Source organism: Anaerorhabdus sp. (assembly GCF_036657415.1).
Lineage (GTDB): Bacteria > Bacillota_I > Bacilli_A > Erysipelotrichales > Erysipelotrichaceae > Anaerorhabdus.
This window is the reverse complement of record NZ_JAVXGL010000009.1, coordinates 28,625-42,661: the sequence shown is the minus strand read 5'-3', so window position 1 is coordinate 42,661 and position 14,037 is coordinate 28,625. Positions and strand designations below refer to the sequence as shown.

Here is a 14,037-nt window from a genome sequence, read left to right as displayed (position 1 = left end):
AGAAACTACAATAAATGATATACTAACACAAAAGAAAACCGATGCTTCAAAAACACAGATCACTGTTTTAATCAAACATGCATTCTCAATAAATGCTTTTGAAAAAGCTGTCGAAGAAAAATTTCCGGATATCGATATTGTGCAAGTAGGAAATTATACTACAGCTATGAATCCAAATGAATATGTTGCTCGATTGAAAAATGATGATCTTACTGATATTGTAATGACTTGGCCGCTATCCTTTGGTAAAGAATATTGGGATGATAGATTACTAGATTTATCTTCATTACCATTTACTACAAAATACAATTTATCAATGTTAGATTCAATTGCCGAAGATGGTAAATTATATTATCTACCTGGCCCTGCTCAAATAAGAGGTCTTGTATACAATAAAACTCTTTTTGAAGAAAATGGATGGGTTGTTCCAACAAATTACAATGATTTTATAACCTTATGTAAAACAATAGAAGCTAGTGGAATTCGTGCCATTCAACTAGGATTTGAGAACGCTGAAGTTCTTGATACTGCCTTTGTTGGATTCGGATATGGAAGTTCCTTTGTAACACCAAAAGATATGCAATGGATACAAAACTACCAAAATGGTAACGGAAACTTTCTCGATCATTTTGGCACAGCTATGCAAACATTCCAAGATATGGTTGACGCTGGTATATGGCAAAAAGAAGATTTAGAAATCGATTATTCTGAACGAGAAAAAATATTCTTTGATAGAAAAAGTGCGATGATTGAAGACTCTGTACTAATCGCAAGAAGTGGCTATAAGATTGCTGGAAGTAAAGATGAATTCGCATTAATGCCTTTCTTCAATCCCGGTGGTGAAGGAAATGACTGGGCAAGACTATATATGGTTTGCTACATCGGTCTAAATAAACATCTTGCAGAACCACAAAACAAAACTAAATATAATCAAGTACTTAAAATTATGGAATACATAAGTACACCTGAAGGACAAGAAGCACTGTCCGCTGACACAGGAGCAATGTATTCAAGTCTTAAAAGTGTTGAACCACCTTCAGTTCCGGAAACACAAGATATTGTTAATGCATTGTCTCACGGTCGTTATGCTATATTCCCAGAACTTGCAAAAGTTCAATCTACTTTACGCGAAGGATTAGCTGGTATCGTCAATGGCACATTAACTATTGAACAAGTTGGAGAAATGGTGGATACCGCGAATAAAAGTAATGATGCTGCAACAATCACTGAAGAATCACTTGGTACTGCCACTGAAACATTCTCACTTATTGAAACTGGTAACTTTATTACAGACACAATGAGAAAGAATATTGATAGTGAAATTGCCTTATTCTTAGATGGTGGTAAAGATGGTGCTTATAACAATAAGGGTGTAACTGCTAAACTATATGCAGGAGAAATCACTAAAAGTGACATCCAACGTATTATGCCTGATTTCAAATATGGAGAAAAAGGTGAGATTTGGAAGGTTACAATGACTGGTGAAAACTTATTAAATACTCTAGAATACGCTATTCCTGTCGACAATAATCAAACTGGATGGTTCTATTACTTCTCTGGACTAAAAATGAATTATGATCCTACAAATGAACCTGGATCTCGCATTAAAACTATTAGTTTAGATGATGGAACAAAAATAGATCCTACTAAAATTTATTCCTTGGCAGTTACTGAAAACTCAGTCCCTGAAGAATATATCATCACATCATATAAAACAGGTGTTATATTAGGAGATTTACTTGCAGAAGAGATACAAAAATTAGAAACTATTTCTCCTGCAAATGATAATCGCTTTACCTTTAAATAGAAATGGTACAGATTTATTCTGCACCATTTTTTATTTATTTACATAACAGCAATAACTACTATTACATAAAAATCCAAATTGTTTCATCACATTTAATAACAATACATTCTCACATTCTACCATGCATATCATTTCGATAATATTTTTCTTATTTAATCTATAGTCATTTAATAATCCGCGAATCAAGTCAGCATATATTATCTCATTATTTGCATAAATCCCAAAAATTTCACTCTTATTATTTTTATAATCTTTAACAAATGTAGCTCCAACAATGGTTTCTCCCTTAATAATCGAAATAATATACCACTCATCAAAATTTTCAGAGATACGTTTTGTATTCCAATAACCATCTTCAAAATGCATATTATGAAATTCTAAATAACTTTCTTTATTCGCCAATGTTATTCTGGTTATTTTACTATTATTCATTACAGTATAATTAATAAAATTCAACTTCATCATCACACTATCATCAATACAATGATATCCTTTTTTTAATAGGCATTCTGATACTATCTTATTTTCTTTTGTGATTCCTATGTATGAATAGAAAGAATTAAAATTTTCACTAATATATTCAATAAATTCATCTGCTACTTTTTCATCATAAACACTGAATCCAATTGTTTGTAAATATTTATCATTAGGAATTGTATAGAAACATAAAACCCCTTTTAATTTATTCTCATCATAATATCCAAATAATTCACTACTACTAAACTTAGCTTTCATTTCAGTTACTGAATCATAAATTGGATAACTACAATGAGTATCATTTTTACACAAATCCCATGAAAATGCTACCAATTCATCCACACTATTAGAAGCTATTTTTTGAATACCCATTTTCTTCCTCATTTATTTAGCTCAATCTATTTTAAATATTTTATCATATCCAACTTAAACAAAAAACAGTAAGTACCCTTTCTACATAGTTTCAATCTATAGTTAGGAGCATAAAAACAGTTTTTGACATGAAATAATGCTATATTTTATTCGAAGTTAAAGTGAAAATTTCATTTTAAACGATATAGTGAGGAAAACAAAAATGAAACATAGTTTTATTAAGAATATAGAGAAAATGATTAACCCTATTGAAGTAGGAACAATTCACTTCATGCAGTCTTTTACTAATTCAATACCTCCAACTCTTCAATCCAAACTCATTACCAATGGTGCAAAAAAGAATCCTTATATGGGGTTTGTAGTTGAACCATACAGTTTCTTTCTATGTTATGAATTAGTTGATTTAGAGAAAGCACAACAATTAATTCCTGATAATTACAAATTAATTAAGGCAAAAATATTTAATGAAGATATCCCTAAGTATTATTGCATTCAAGGATGCTTTAATGTTCATACAAGTGCATTTTGGGGAACTCGATCTGAATTCTATATTATTGCAGAGAGTAAAGATACGGGTTTATTAAGTTGGGTAATTGTCGATTATGATACAAACACTGTTAGTTATGATCAAAAAAGAGGATTAAGTTCAGGCAATACTTCATCCTGTGTTTTAACAACAAGTTTTGATGGAAATATGATCATTGACATACAAAACCAAAAAAGTAGCCGTGAACTTATTCTTGAAAGTGATATAACTCAAGGTATCCAAAAAACATTAGATTCAAGATTATGGATTGAAGGAAATTTATCTGTTACATATGGTAAAGACTTGTCAAGTAATAAAGGAGAAGCCTTCTCCGTTACATTTAATCCTGAAGAATTTGAAAAAGCATTATATATTCCTTTATCTGAAACTAAAATTGAACGCAACACATGGTTCCCTGGACTTTTCAAAGATAGTCCTGATCAATTGGTATGCTTTCCTTTTGCACAACACTTCTTATCTGATAGTCCCGGACATTATAGTACAATACAAGATGAACATGCACTTATTAATAGACTAGAAAATATTGATTTTAGTACATTTTCTAATTACTCAAGTTCATCAATTAAAAAATCATTTCAACTTGGGCAATTGTTTTCATTTATTCTAATTATTCTGCTTCTAGCCTTATTAATTTTAAAGTGAAATAACCGATACCTCATATAAAAAGCTCGTGTATAGACATACACGGGCTAGTTTTCATTTAAAATACCATCTTCTAGATAATATATTTTCTGTGCTTGATTTGCGACTTTCACATCATGTGTAATGACTATAATTGTGTTTCCTTGATTGTGTAAGTCTTTAAAAAGTTGCAAAATGTCTGCACCTGTTTTTGAGTCAAGTGCTCCTGTCGGCTCATCTGCAAGAAGTAATTTTGGTTTTGTAATTAATGCTCTAGCAATCGCTACTCTTTGTTGTTGTCCACCAGATAATTCACTGGGCTTATGCTTCTCACGATGTTCTAGTCCTACCAAAGCTAAATATTCTCTGGCTTGCGTGATAGCACTTTCTCTTGGCTCTCCTCTTATTAATAAAGGCAACATTACATTCTGCAAAACAGTATATGTAGGAATCAAGTGATATTTTTGAAAAATAAATCCAATTTTTTGATTCCGTATTGGTGCTAATTCAATTTCTTTTTTTTCATGTACTGCAATATCATCAATAATATATTCACCTTCATCTAATTGATCCATACATCCAAGAATATTCATTAATGTTGATTTACCTGATCCAGAAGTTCCTAATATCGAAATATACTCACCTGCTTCGATTTCTAAATAAATATCTTTTAATACATGCAATGACTCTTCTTTCATATGAAACGATTTATTTAAATTGTGTATATGAATCATCATTTTTCAAGAATAAGTATTTCGATGATACTTTGTGATGCTTCATCAAATGTAATTGATAATACTGTACCCTCTTTAATCTCTGCCATTGGAACTTCTTCTCCACTTTTTGAATCGATAATTTTTACACCAGCGGGAAGTGTTAGTGATTTAACTTCTCCGGTGTATTCAAGTTCAAGTTTGTTTTCATTTTCTTGCATAGCATCTGTATTTTCACCAGCTGGTGCAGCTGCCGTCATTTCAGCTGCAGCGATAACTTCACCATCACCTTGATCTACATCCGTTTGTGCATCTTCATCTATATACGGATTCTTTGCGATATCAAAATTAATTTCATTACCCATCGCTGAGGTAACTTTACCAAAGTATGTAGTTAGTTGTTGCTCTTGTTGATCATTATTCTTACTATTCTCTTTTTCTTCTTTTGGTGCTGTACTACAGCCTGTTAATACTAATACGATTGCTAATAAACATAAAATTTTCTTCATATATTTTCCTCTATTCTATTGATAATGCATCAACTGGTTTTAACATTGATGCTTTGTAAGCTGGATAGATGCCAAATAGCATACCCGTAATCATTGCGAAACAAAACGCAATTATTTTTCCTTCGATTGAATCTACTACAGCGATTTCGGTATATCTCATTAAGGGCATAATTACACTACTAATAACGATTCCTGCAACACCACCCAGACTACTAATAATTGCAGACTCAAGTACAAACTGTATCAAGACCTCGTTATTACCAATACCTAATGCTTTCAAAATACCAATTTCTTTTGTTCTTTCTTTCACTGATAGGAATAAAACATTCATTATTCCAATTCCGCCAACAATGAATACAATTGTACCTACTGACAACAATAATAAGTTCATTGTCTTGGCAGATGATAATGCTGCCTCAATACGACTTCCAGCATCATCAATAACGTATACTGAGCTATCTTCTAATAGGTAATCAAGTGTACTCATTATTTCTTTCTTCGTAAGTTCTACATGTTTTAAATCATCGGATAATCCAACTATCTTAGGAATAGTATTAGTGTCCATAAATTTATTCGCAACTGCATAGGGTAAGAAAATAGTGTCATCTGGATTTAATCCTTGTAAGCCATCTCCTTTACCTTTTAAAGTTCCAATGATTTTATATGTATTGTTTCCAATTTGAATTGTTTGATTGATTGCATTTTCTGAACTACCATAATATTTTTCTACAATATTTTTCCCAATCACAGCCACATTATTCTCATATTCTTGATCTTCTTCATCTAGTTGTAAGCCTTCATCTATTTCTAGATTAGATACTTTATCAAATCCATCACTTACTCCAGTTATTGAAGTATATACTTTTTCATTTCCTAGTTTCACTTCCATATAGCTACTTGCACTTAAATATAAATCTTCAATTGTTGTACTTTCTTCTTTGATTTGTTCAACTATATTCATGTTTAATTTTTCAATTTGTGACATCTCTTTATTTTCAAGTCGCTTATAGTTTAAATTTACATACACTGTTTCTGCACTCAAATCTTTAAATTGATCCGCAACTTTTGCTTCGCCACCTTTACCGATTGCAATGACAAGTACGATTGTTATCGTTCCTACTAAAATACCTAACGATGTTAGAAATACCTTGAATTTATTCTCAATAAGATTGAGAAGCACAAGACGACATGTTTCAAGTAGGTTCATCGTTAACTCTCCACGACTACAACATCGCCTTCTGACAATCCTTCAATGATTTCACTTGTTTTGCCATCTGAAAATCCTGTTTTTATTTCTCTTCGCTCAATAGTTCCATCTGTGAGTTTAACATCAACATATTGAATACCTTCAATTAATTGAATTGCCTTATTAGATAATTTGATAATATCCTTCACTTCTTTTGATATGAATTTTGTAGAACATGTCATTTCTGGTAATATTTCTTTATCTTGTGAATCAATTTCCACATAAACATCAAATTGAATTGTACCGTTTTTATTTTTACCTACTAAATCACGAGACTTAACCGTTCCATAAAAAATGGTGTCCCCGTAGGCTGAGAATTGAACTTCAACTTTTTGACCCTCTTCAATTTTGATTATTGCATTTTGATCAACTGAAACTAATACCTCCTTTTTGTTTATATCCCCTATCACGATTCCCGGTGAGGATAAATCAACTAGGACATTCTCTTTATAATTAATCTCAGTAACTATGCCTTGGCTTCCAGCATATAAGTAAGGATCCTTCTTGAGTTTATTCACTTTTGAAAGTTCACCATAGAGACGGTCCACTTCACGTTTTGCCGCATCAATTGCTATATCTGAATTATGATTACTTTCATTTTGAACATAATCGTAACTTTTTTTAGATTCATTTTCGGCATTTATTTCAGTTTGCCGATTACTGTTCAGTAATTCTAAGTTATGTATAGCCGTACTAAGTTCTGTTTCTGTTTCGCCTAATTGTTTTGTAATCTCTACTAATTCCTTTTTATATGCATCTAAATTAGGATCTATAGGAACAGCCTCTTCACCATTTTTTATCAATTCTTCAAGTTCAGTTATTCTTTGTTTTTTTGCCGTAATCGTTGTTGTTAAGTTACTTATACTTTTATCTAATTCACTTTTCTTAGACTCATATATAGCTTTTGTTGAATTTGTTTTATCTTGCCAAGATGTTAGTGAGTTAGTTTGTTGTATTTCTTTGTTGTTTAACACTTGATTATAGGTGTCTTCACTTTTCTTTAAATCATCTGTTAGCTTCTTAATTTGCTCATCAATATTTTCAACTGATAGTTTTGCTAGTTGTTGATTTTCTTTTACCTCTTCACCTACTGAAACCATAATTTCTTCAATGATAAACTCGTTTTCAAACATTTGACTATCACCTTCTAACTTAAGTGATCCAAATCCATCTATCCCAACAATGATGTCACCACGTGTTACTTGATATTCTCGGTAAAGAATTTCATCTTTATCTTTATCTTTAGTTAATAAAAATACACATGACATTACTATACCTAAAATAAGTACAGTTATACCTACTAGTATCTTATTTTTCTTTTTCATTGTCGTTATCATACTCCTTTCATAACATTGATAATCATAAAATAGTTGGGTTAAATTTGGGTTAAGAAAAAAATCATACAAATGTATGATTTCAATCAAATTCAATAATTATTTTTGTTCCTTCATTTAATACGGATGAAATTGTTATTTTACCTTGATGTGCTTCAATAATATCTTTTGTTATTGCTAAACCTAGTCCACTGCCCGCAATCTTTCTTGACCTTGATTTATCAGCTCGATAGAAAGCTTCAAATATATTTGGAATATCTTCTTCACTTATTCCTATTCCATTATCTTCCACAATTAATTGATACCCTTGATTATTTTCTGAATATATTTTAATCATTGGTTGACTATGCGCACAATACTTAATTGAATTATCTAGTAAATTAGCAATAGCTCTTGATAGCATGGTTTCATTTCCTATGATTACTTTATCTTCACAATCAATTGATATCCTAATATCCTTTTCTTTCAATTTAAATTCCATATCACTTACTAAATTTTCAATTAATTTTACGATTGATACTTTATCATTGAATTCATATGATTCTGATGATGAAACTAAAAATAGATTATCTATAAGTTCTCTCATTCTTTCAACTTGTCTTTTTGTGATATCAAGGGTTGCTTGATATTCTTTTATATCCGCTGCACTATCCATCTCAAGTACATCCATATTTGCTTTAATAATTGCTAGTGGTGTTTTTAACTCATGTGCTGCTGCAGTTGAAAATCTTTTTTGATTTTCAAAACTTTGATTCAATCGTTCTAACATTTTATCAAAAGAATCTGAGAGTTGTTGTATTTCTGTTATTGATGTTTCAATATGAGGTGGTTCATTCATTCCTTTTTCATCAATCATTGCAATTTCTTTTGAAAAGTAATCCAACGGTTTGACTGTTTTTTTAATGAATAAGTAGGTCAATCCTGTTCCTAAACATCCAATTAGAACCATTGATATCAATGCAAGAATATTAAACTGAACTTGGGCGCTATTGATTGCGGTATTAATCACAGTTGCATCAATTGTGTCTTGCACATGAATAGAGTCTTCTAAATCTTGAAACTCTGGTGTTACACTATTAACTGGTACTGTTAATAATGCAGGAACGACTCTTTGAACTGGAACAACAAATAGTTGATTCATACCAATAACTGAAAAGGTCGTCAAAGTCACAATCATTGCTAGAAACGTTATTCCTACACCAATGGTTAACTTCATTTTTAGAGAATTCATTTTTTTATTCATATTTCTTTAAACCTATATCCTATCTTTTGTACATATTCTATAAAATCTACACCAAATTCATCTCTTAATTTTTTTCTTAATGTACTGACATGTACCTTTACTATATCTGCCATATAATCTTTATCATCCCAAATTTTTTCTAGTAATTCATTTGCTGGGATTGGATTTCCTTTATTGATTAATAAGTACTCTAAAATTCGATATTCCTTAGGAGCTAGTTTAATTTCTTTTCCTTCAAAAGTAGAAACTGTGTGGTACTCTGTATCACACACAAAATATTTTGTTTTAATCTTCATATCCTGTTGAATAAAATTCCTTCTCAACAATGAACGTATTCTAGCGACTAACTCTTTGAAATCAAATGGTTTCACCAAGTAATCATTCGCTCCATTATCTAATCCCAGTATTTTTTGATCAATTGCTCCTCTTGCAGAAGTAATAATAATTTTAATTTCCTTGTTTTCCTTACGTATCATATCTAATATTTCTAATCCATCTATTTTTGGTAGATTTAAATCTAAAATAATCAAATCATAGATAGTCCCATAATAAAAATCCAATGCTTCTTCACCATCATTCGCCACATCAACAAGATAGCCTTGCTTTTGAAGACCCTTTGCTAAAGCATTCGCTAAGTCTTCTTCATCTTCAATTAATAATAATTTCATGAGATTCCTCCATTTTTACTGTAGCTTAATCTAGTTAAATTACGGTTAAGTTTTGTTACTACTATAATTATACAAGGTATATGTGTTGTATTCATCTTAATCTATAAAAAAGAAAAATAGCCTATATTGTGGGCTATTTGTCAATATAATTTACTTTCTATATTTATTCATTATTCTATTAAAATTGCCACATTTATAATATTAATCTAATAAGTAAAAGGAATTTTTAAGCGATCACTTTATTTGATTACCCGTTCAACAAATCGAAATTCATCAAATTACAAACTATCTTTATTTCAGTTATAAATTCTTAACAAGGTATACAATACCAAATTTTCTTCCAAATTTGTTTCCAACATCGCATAATCTACCATATTCAACAAAACCATTTTTTATATGAAAATTAATACTTTGGGTATTTTCTGTTGATATATCTGCCAATAATTTTTTTACCCCTATTTTTCTTGCTTCTTCTTCCATTTTGCTTAATGCTAAACTTCCTACACCAAAACCTGTATATTCATTATGAACAAAGTACATAACTTCTGCTACTTCGGAAAATGTGGATATCGTTTTATGGGGTTCTAGAATACAAAAACCAATAACTTTATTTTCGGTAGTCTTCATGACATAACTGCTATAAACATCAACACCTTCTAAAAATCTGAATGAAAATTCTTCATCGACAATCTCTGCACGATAAGCTGCTGTTGTATTCTCAATATAATAATTTAGAATATTCACTACTTCTTTTTTATGTTCTTTTCCTAGTTTTTCAAAAATAAATTCCATTATAGTACCCCCTTTTATCTTAACTAATAATATTATATAAATAATTCTCTTTAATAAATCAAAACTTATCTAGTGACTATTTATAATATTTTTTATTTAGAGTTTTAATTCTCATCTCACTCTTTATGTCTATAAATTGAAACTCAGCTACATCCGTAAATCATCTTGATCAATAATAAACTTTCTACATTTATCACAATGAAACACCTTAAAATTCATATCGCTGGACATAGATGTTAATTTAATACCTTTTACAAGAGGTGTGAGATTAAGCCAACCTTTATCTTTATCCGCTGCTACCCACTTTATTGCATACCTGTCTTGAGTAATAATTCCAATAATCATTTCTTCATTACAAAATGGACATTTCATTTATATTCCTCCAATTAGTTAAATTCTTGATTACAAGTTTTAACTCAATAATATAGTAGCCCATTAAAAATTGGTTAGCAATACAATCAACTCATTGTCATATCCAAATTATAATAATTCATTAGCTTATCACTAAATTAGGAATTACCGTATTTTCTTTTTGGTTTATTTTCATCTAACTCTGATTCTTTATAGATATTCTTTATGTATTCATTTATCAAAAATCACAATTCTATCTTGTTCCATTTACACTTCCTCCAACTTATTTATTAGTAAAAGAAGCATACTTCCCTAAAATTATTATAGAAAAACAAAAAAACCTGTGTATTTAACACAGATTCTTCAATTAGCATGAGTGAATTTATATTTGTGGATGTGAGGTTGTTTTGGTAAAGAAATTTAAACTTGTGCTACACAGTATGCTTATAATACCATCACATAAATGTCTTTTTCTAAATCATAATCAAAACCACACGACCGCAATACTCCTCGAGATGCGTTATTTTCCTCATCAGGTTGCACAACAATTCTTTTTGCGTCACTATGTTCCTTAATCTTTTGTATTAGTGCAAGTATAATTTGTTTGCCCAACCCCTGACCGAGATAGCAACTTTCTCCAATCATATAATCTATGCTATACGAGCCGCCAAGCGCAGTATAACCTTCCCACAGTTCATCACTATCTATGCAAGCGTAATACTGACAAAAACCAATTTGTTTGTTGTTATACTCTACGATATAGTGGTGTATCCAAGAAAACGTATCCTCTTGTTGTTCAATTTCTGTAATCCAATCAAGTGGCTCTAGATACCATTTTGCCACATGTGGGGTATATATCCACTTTTTAAATATTGTCAAATCATTCAGTGTCATAGGTTTAATGTTTATCATTTTATCCTCTCCTTTGTATACAAAATATACCTTAAGATAAAACTATCATATGAATTTTAAAGCATCAATCTCTTGAGTGGTGTTTTTACTTGAAATGATGATGTAAAAAAGAATTTTACAATTACAATAGATTGTACTCATTTTGTGTGAACAGGCAGTTGAAAATCCAATCTATCAAATTTTCTCAGTATATTAAAACCTTGGACGATGAAATGAGTACCCCAATAATAATTCCCAATTGTTTGTTCTGCGACACACCATTGTTTGCCGTCTGGATGTGGTGTGCTTTGTTCATATGCATCTAGTTCTTCCGCAGAAGCAAACTGAAGTTCATATGTATTCACTAATGAATCAACAATAGTATCCAAATTCATGTCTACAGTGCGTATACACTCTTTATAATAACTACTTTTTGGCGAACTAATAAAATATACTGGTAGCGGCAACCAAGATGGCCATGTTGCAGGGTCAAAAGTCTTAATATTCAATGCTACTGGGTCATAATCGGGATAACCGTGGAGAAGTACCTGTTCACATTGGCTATACTTGTCTTTCAAAACGACTGCCTTGTGGTAGATATCACTATTTTTATCTGCATATTTGAGGATAAAATCCGAAAGGCGCTTAGTTACTCCAATATCAGCTTCTGAAGCTTTCTTTGGATTAAAATGAAACCATGGCAAATGTGCGAAATCATTATTACTAGGAATTCCTTGCATCCCTACCCAACCGGTTTCCAACAAATATGCACCAGTATCAAGGTATTTGAGGATACCTATAATAATTGTATCTTTTATACTGCTAACAAAATTATCTGCAGTATCTAGGTAATCTAATGCTATACATATTGTATAAGGAGAAGAATTAGGATTCCAATTATTACATTCAATATTGTATCCAAAGCCGCCATCCTCATTTTGATAACTAGACAGAACTGAAAGGAACTCCTCACAGCTCCCATTTTCAAAAAGATAGTTCCAGTTTGTAAAATCAAGTGGCCTTGCATTGCGATAAATCAGTTTTCTTAATCTTAAAAAATCATCAAGCGATATTTTTTTCAAATCAATTACCTCCTATACAAAATATATCATAATTTTGGAACGCCCAACAGGAAGTGAACCTCTACACTTAGAGTAAGCACTTGGTGATCAAAACTTCAAATATTTTCAAACAAAATTACACCATATAAAAATATATTATATAGCCATAGTTTACTAATCATCAAAATCCTTTTTCTCAAAACCTAAATTATTTTGATATAATTCATTACATAAATAGTTTTCAATTTTCAAAAGATTTACTTCACCTTTATTTTTTCTTTCAATTAAGTCTTTTCCAAAATAATCATTCAAAAACAATGTACCGAACATTAATGAAAAAGCTACTAAAGATAACCCTGAAATAAGTATATTATTTTGTAATGAATCTACAATATTTTTATATGGAAATGTTATCAAAATAAACATTGTAGCAATTATCGAGACTCCTTCAGTTATCAATACCGAGTTTCTCAAAATTGAGTTCAGTTTCTTGATTTTTTGCATATCAATCTTAAATCGATTAACTTCAGTATTTAAAAAACTACTAAATACAGACATGTCATTATCTACTCTTTCATTTATACTGTAATATTTCTTATTAATTTTTTCAATTTTATCAAGACTTTTTTCCGTTAATGCATTTACTTCTTGAAGATAGGTGTATACTATCTTTGCTAATTCTACAATTGCAATTGCAATAGTTACAAACGATACAACTAGATAAATCTTACCAGTAAACAAATTATTACTAGTAAGCTGGTTAATGCCCATTACTAAATAACTTACTGCAATACCCAATAGATAGAAGTTAGCATTTTTCATAAATAAATCTCCATAATCTATCCATATTATATCAAATATTTATTTTCTGCTCTAATGAATTTAATTAGTTCGAATAATTACTTATCTGAATGAATATACCCATTTATAAATACAACTTTTATCTCTGTCTCACTTCTTACTTCAATACTTTGTATCATTTTATTTACTATATTATTTAAATATTTAATGACCTTATTATCCAAACTTTCCAACTCCTTAATCAGCAAATCCAAATAGGCAATATCACTTTTATCTATTGCACATTGATCCAATAAAGTTTCGTATTCCATCTTTGCTTTTATTAACTCATTCATGATTGCTGTTACAGGATCAAGTCCTTTATGTAAGGTTGAATTAGAATGATACAGATTCGCCATCCTCTCTTCAACAATTCTTTTGTATTTCTTATTAAAATCATTGATATATTCAAATCATAAGTCTTTTTATTGTATAATTGAAATTACTAAATATTATGGTGAAAAAGGGGAATTAGATGAAAAAAAGATTATATGAGATAATTGAATTATCAAATGGAAATGATTTTCTAAGTAAACTATATGATTATTTTATGCTAACCGTTATT

General features: G+C 30.2%; 16 protein-coding genes. 3 read left to right on the top strand and 13 right to left on the bottom strand.

What is annotated here, in order from left to right:
* On the top strand, positions 1-1,807 hold a 1,807-nt coding region (locus RSB60_RS02495; protein WP_332614371.1), incomplete at its 5' end, for an extracellular solute-binding protein.
* Positions 1,808-1,837: 30 nt separating this feature from the next.
* Here RSB60_RS02495 and RSB60_RS02490 read toward each other — a convergent pair.
* Positions 1,838-2,656, bottom strand: coding sequence for a hypothetical protein (locus RSB60_RS02490; protein ID WP_332614369.1), 819 nt, complete (start codon positions 2,654-2,656; stop codon positions 1,838-1,840).
* 202 nt (positions 2,657-2,858) lie between these two features.
* Here RSB60_RS02490 and RSB60_RS02485 point away from each other — a divergent pair, with 202 nt between their 5' ends.
* The gene (locus tag RSB60_RS02485; protein ID WP_332614368.1) at positions 2,859-3,845 is read left to right on the top strand and encodes a hypothetical protein; all 987 of its coding nucleotides are present in this window, start codon (positions 2,859-2,861) and stop codon (positions 3,843-3,845) included.
* A 47-nt stretch (positions 3,846-3,892) separates the two neighbouring features.
* On the opposite strand, the gene RSB60_RS02480 is transcribed toward RSB60_RS02485, so the two are convergent.
* The 12 genes from RSB60_RS02480 to RSB60_RS02425 form a co-directional block, all read right to left on the bottom strand.
* On the bottom strand, positions 3,893-4,507 hold the full coding sequence (locus RSB60_RS02480; RefSeq protein WP_332614366.1) for an ABC transporter ATP-binding protein: 615 nt from the start codon (positions 4,505-4,507) through the stop codon (positions 3,893-3,895).
* Between the two features lie 50 nt (positions 4,508-4,557).
* Positions 4,558-5,046, bottom strand: a complete 489-nt coding sequence (locus RSB60_RS02475; RefSeq protein ID WP_332614364.1) for a membrane lipoprotein lipid attachment site-containing protein — start codon at positions 5,044-5,046, stop codon at positions 4,558-4,560.
* A gap of 10 nt (positions 5,047-5,056) precedes the next feature.
* The gene (locus tag RSB60_RS02470) at positions 5,057-6,253 is read right to left on the bottom strand and encodes an ABC transporter permease (RefSeq protein ID WP_332614362.1); all 1,197 of its coding nucleotides are present in this window, start codon (positions 6,251-6,253) and stop codon (positions 5,057-5,059) included.
* Positions 6,254-6,255: 2 nt separating this feature from the next.
* Entirely contained in the window at positions 6,256-7,617 is a 1,362-nt protein-coding gene (locus tag RSB60_RS02465) for an efflux RND transporter periplasmic adaptor subunit (RefSeq protein ID WP_332614361.1), read from the bottom strand.
* A 91-nt stretch (positions 7,618-7,708) separates the two neighbouring features.
* Positions 7,709-8,869 carry a sensor histidine kinase gene (locus RSB60_RS02460; RefSeq protein WP_332614359.1) on the bottom strand — a complete coding sequence of 387 codons (1,161 nt, stop codon included), beginning with the start codon at positions 8,867-8,869 and terminating at the stop codon, positions 7,709-7,711.
* Entirely contained in the window at positions 8,866-9,537 is a 672-nt protein-coding gene (locus RSB60_RS02455) for a response regulator transcription factor (protein ID WP_323382036.1), read from the bottom strand. Before RSB60_RS02455 ends, RSB60_RS02460 begins: the two co-directional genes overlap by 4 nt.
* A gap of 300 nt (positions 9,538-9,837) precedes the next feature.
* Positions 9,838-10,329: a GNAT family N-acetyltransferase gene (locus RSB60_RS02450; RefSeq protein ID WP_332614358.1), complete on the bottom strand. Its 492-nt coding sequence runs from the start codon at positions 10,327-10,329 to the stop codon at positions 9,838-9,840.
* Between the two features lie 147 nt (positions 10,330-10,476).
* Positions 10,477-10,701 (bottom strand): PF20097 family protein, encoded by a 225-nt coding sequence (locus RSB60_RS02445; protein ID WP_332614356.1) that lies wholly within the window; start codon positions 10,699-10,701, stop codon positions 10,477-10,479.
* 423 nt (positions 10,702-11,124) lie between these two features.
* Positions 11,125-11,592: a GNAT family N-acetyltransferase gene (locus tag RSB60_RS02440; RefSeq protein WP_332614353.1), complete on the bottom strand. Its 468-nt coding sequence runs from the start codon at positions 11,590-11,592 to the stop codon at positions 11,125-11,127.
* Positions 11,593-11,729: 137 nt separating this feature from the next.
* Positions 11,730-12,653, bottom strand: coding sequence for a hypothetical protein (locus RSB60_RS02435; RefSeq protein WP_332614352.1), 924 nt, complete (start codon positions 12,651-12,653; stop codon positions 11,730-11,732).
* Positions 12,654-12,806: 153 nt separating this feature from the next.
* Positions 12,807-13,454: a hypothetical protein gene (locus RSB60_RS02430; protein WP_332614350.1), complete on the bottom strand. Its 648-nt coding sequence runs from the start codon at positions 13,452-13,454 to the stop codon at positions 12,807-12,809.
* Between the two features lie 77 nt (positions 13,455-13,531).
* A complete protein-coding gene (locus RSB60_RS02425) occupies positions 13,532-13,831 on the bottom strand; it encodes a hypothetical protein (protein WP_332614348.1) in 300 nt (99 codons plus the stop codon).
* Between the two features lie 116 nt (positions 13,832-13,947).
* On the opposite strand from RSB60_RS02425, the gene RSB60_RS11435 reads away from it, so the two are divergent.
* A partial coding sequence (locus tag RSB60_RS11435) for a hypothetical protein (RefSeq protein ID WP_442879653.1) occupies positions 13,948-14,037 on the top strand: 90 nt, incomplete at its 3' end.

What these genes read in the sequence shown, in the direction of transcription:
- RSB60_RS02490 (WP_332614369.1), bottom strand. Translation starts at nt 2,656, where the DNA reads ATGGGTATTCAAAAAATAGCTTCTAATAGTGTGGATGAATTGGTAGCA.
- RSB60_RS02485 (WP_332614368.1), top strand. Translation starts at nt 2,859, where the DNA reads ATGAAACATAGTTTTATTAAGAATATAGAGAAAATGATTAACCCTATT.
- RSB60_RS02475 (WP_332614364.1), bottom strand. Translation starts at nt 5,046, where the DNA reads ATGAAGAAAATTTTATGTTTATTAGCAATCGTATTAGTATTAACAGGC.
- RSB60_RS02470 (WP_332614362.1), bottom strand. Translation starts at nt 6,253, where the DNA reads ATGAACCTACTTGAAACATGTCGTCTTGTGCTTCTCAATCTTATTGAG.
- RSB60_RS02465 (WP_332614361.1), bottom strand. Translation starts at nt 7,617, where the DNA reads ATGAAAAAGAAAAATAAGATACTAGTAGGTATAACTGTACTTATTTTA.
- RSB60_RS02460 (WP_332614359.1), bottom strand. Translation starts at nt 8,869, where the DNA reads ATGAATAAAAAAATGAATTCTCTAAAAATGAAGTTAACCATTGGTGTA.
- RSB60_RS02455 (WP_323382036.1), bottom strand. Translation starts at nt 9,537, where the DNA reads ATGAAATTATTATTAATTGAAGATGAAGAAGACTTAGCGAATGCTTTA.
- RSB60_RS02450 (WP_332614358.1), bottom strand. Translation starts at nt 10,329, where the DNA reads ATGGAATTTATTTTTGAAAAACTAGGAAAAGAACATAAAAAAGAAGTA.
- RSB60_RS02445 (WP_332614356.1), bottom strand. Translation starts at nt 10,701, where the DNA reads ATGAAATGTCCATTTTGTAATGAAGAAATGATTATTGGAATTATTACT.
- RSB60_RS02440 (WP_332614353.1), bottom strand. Translation starts at nt 11,592, where the DNA reads ATGATAAACATTAAACCTATGACACTGAATGATTTGACAATATTTAAA.
- RSB60_RS02430 (WP_332614350.1), bottom strand. Translation starts at nt 13,454, where the DNA reads ATGAAAAATGCTAACTTCTATCTATTGGGTATTGCAGTAAGTTATTTA.
- RSB60_RS02425 (WP_332614348.1), bottom strand. Translation starts at nt 13,831, where the DNA reads ATGGCGAATCTGTATCATTCTAATTCAACCTTACATAAAGGACTTGAT.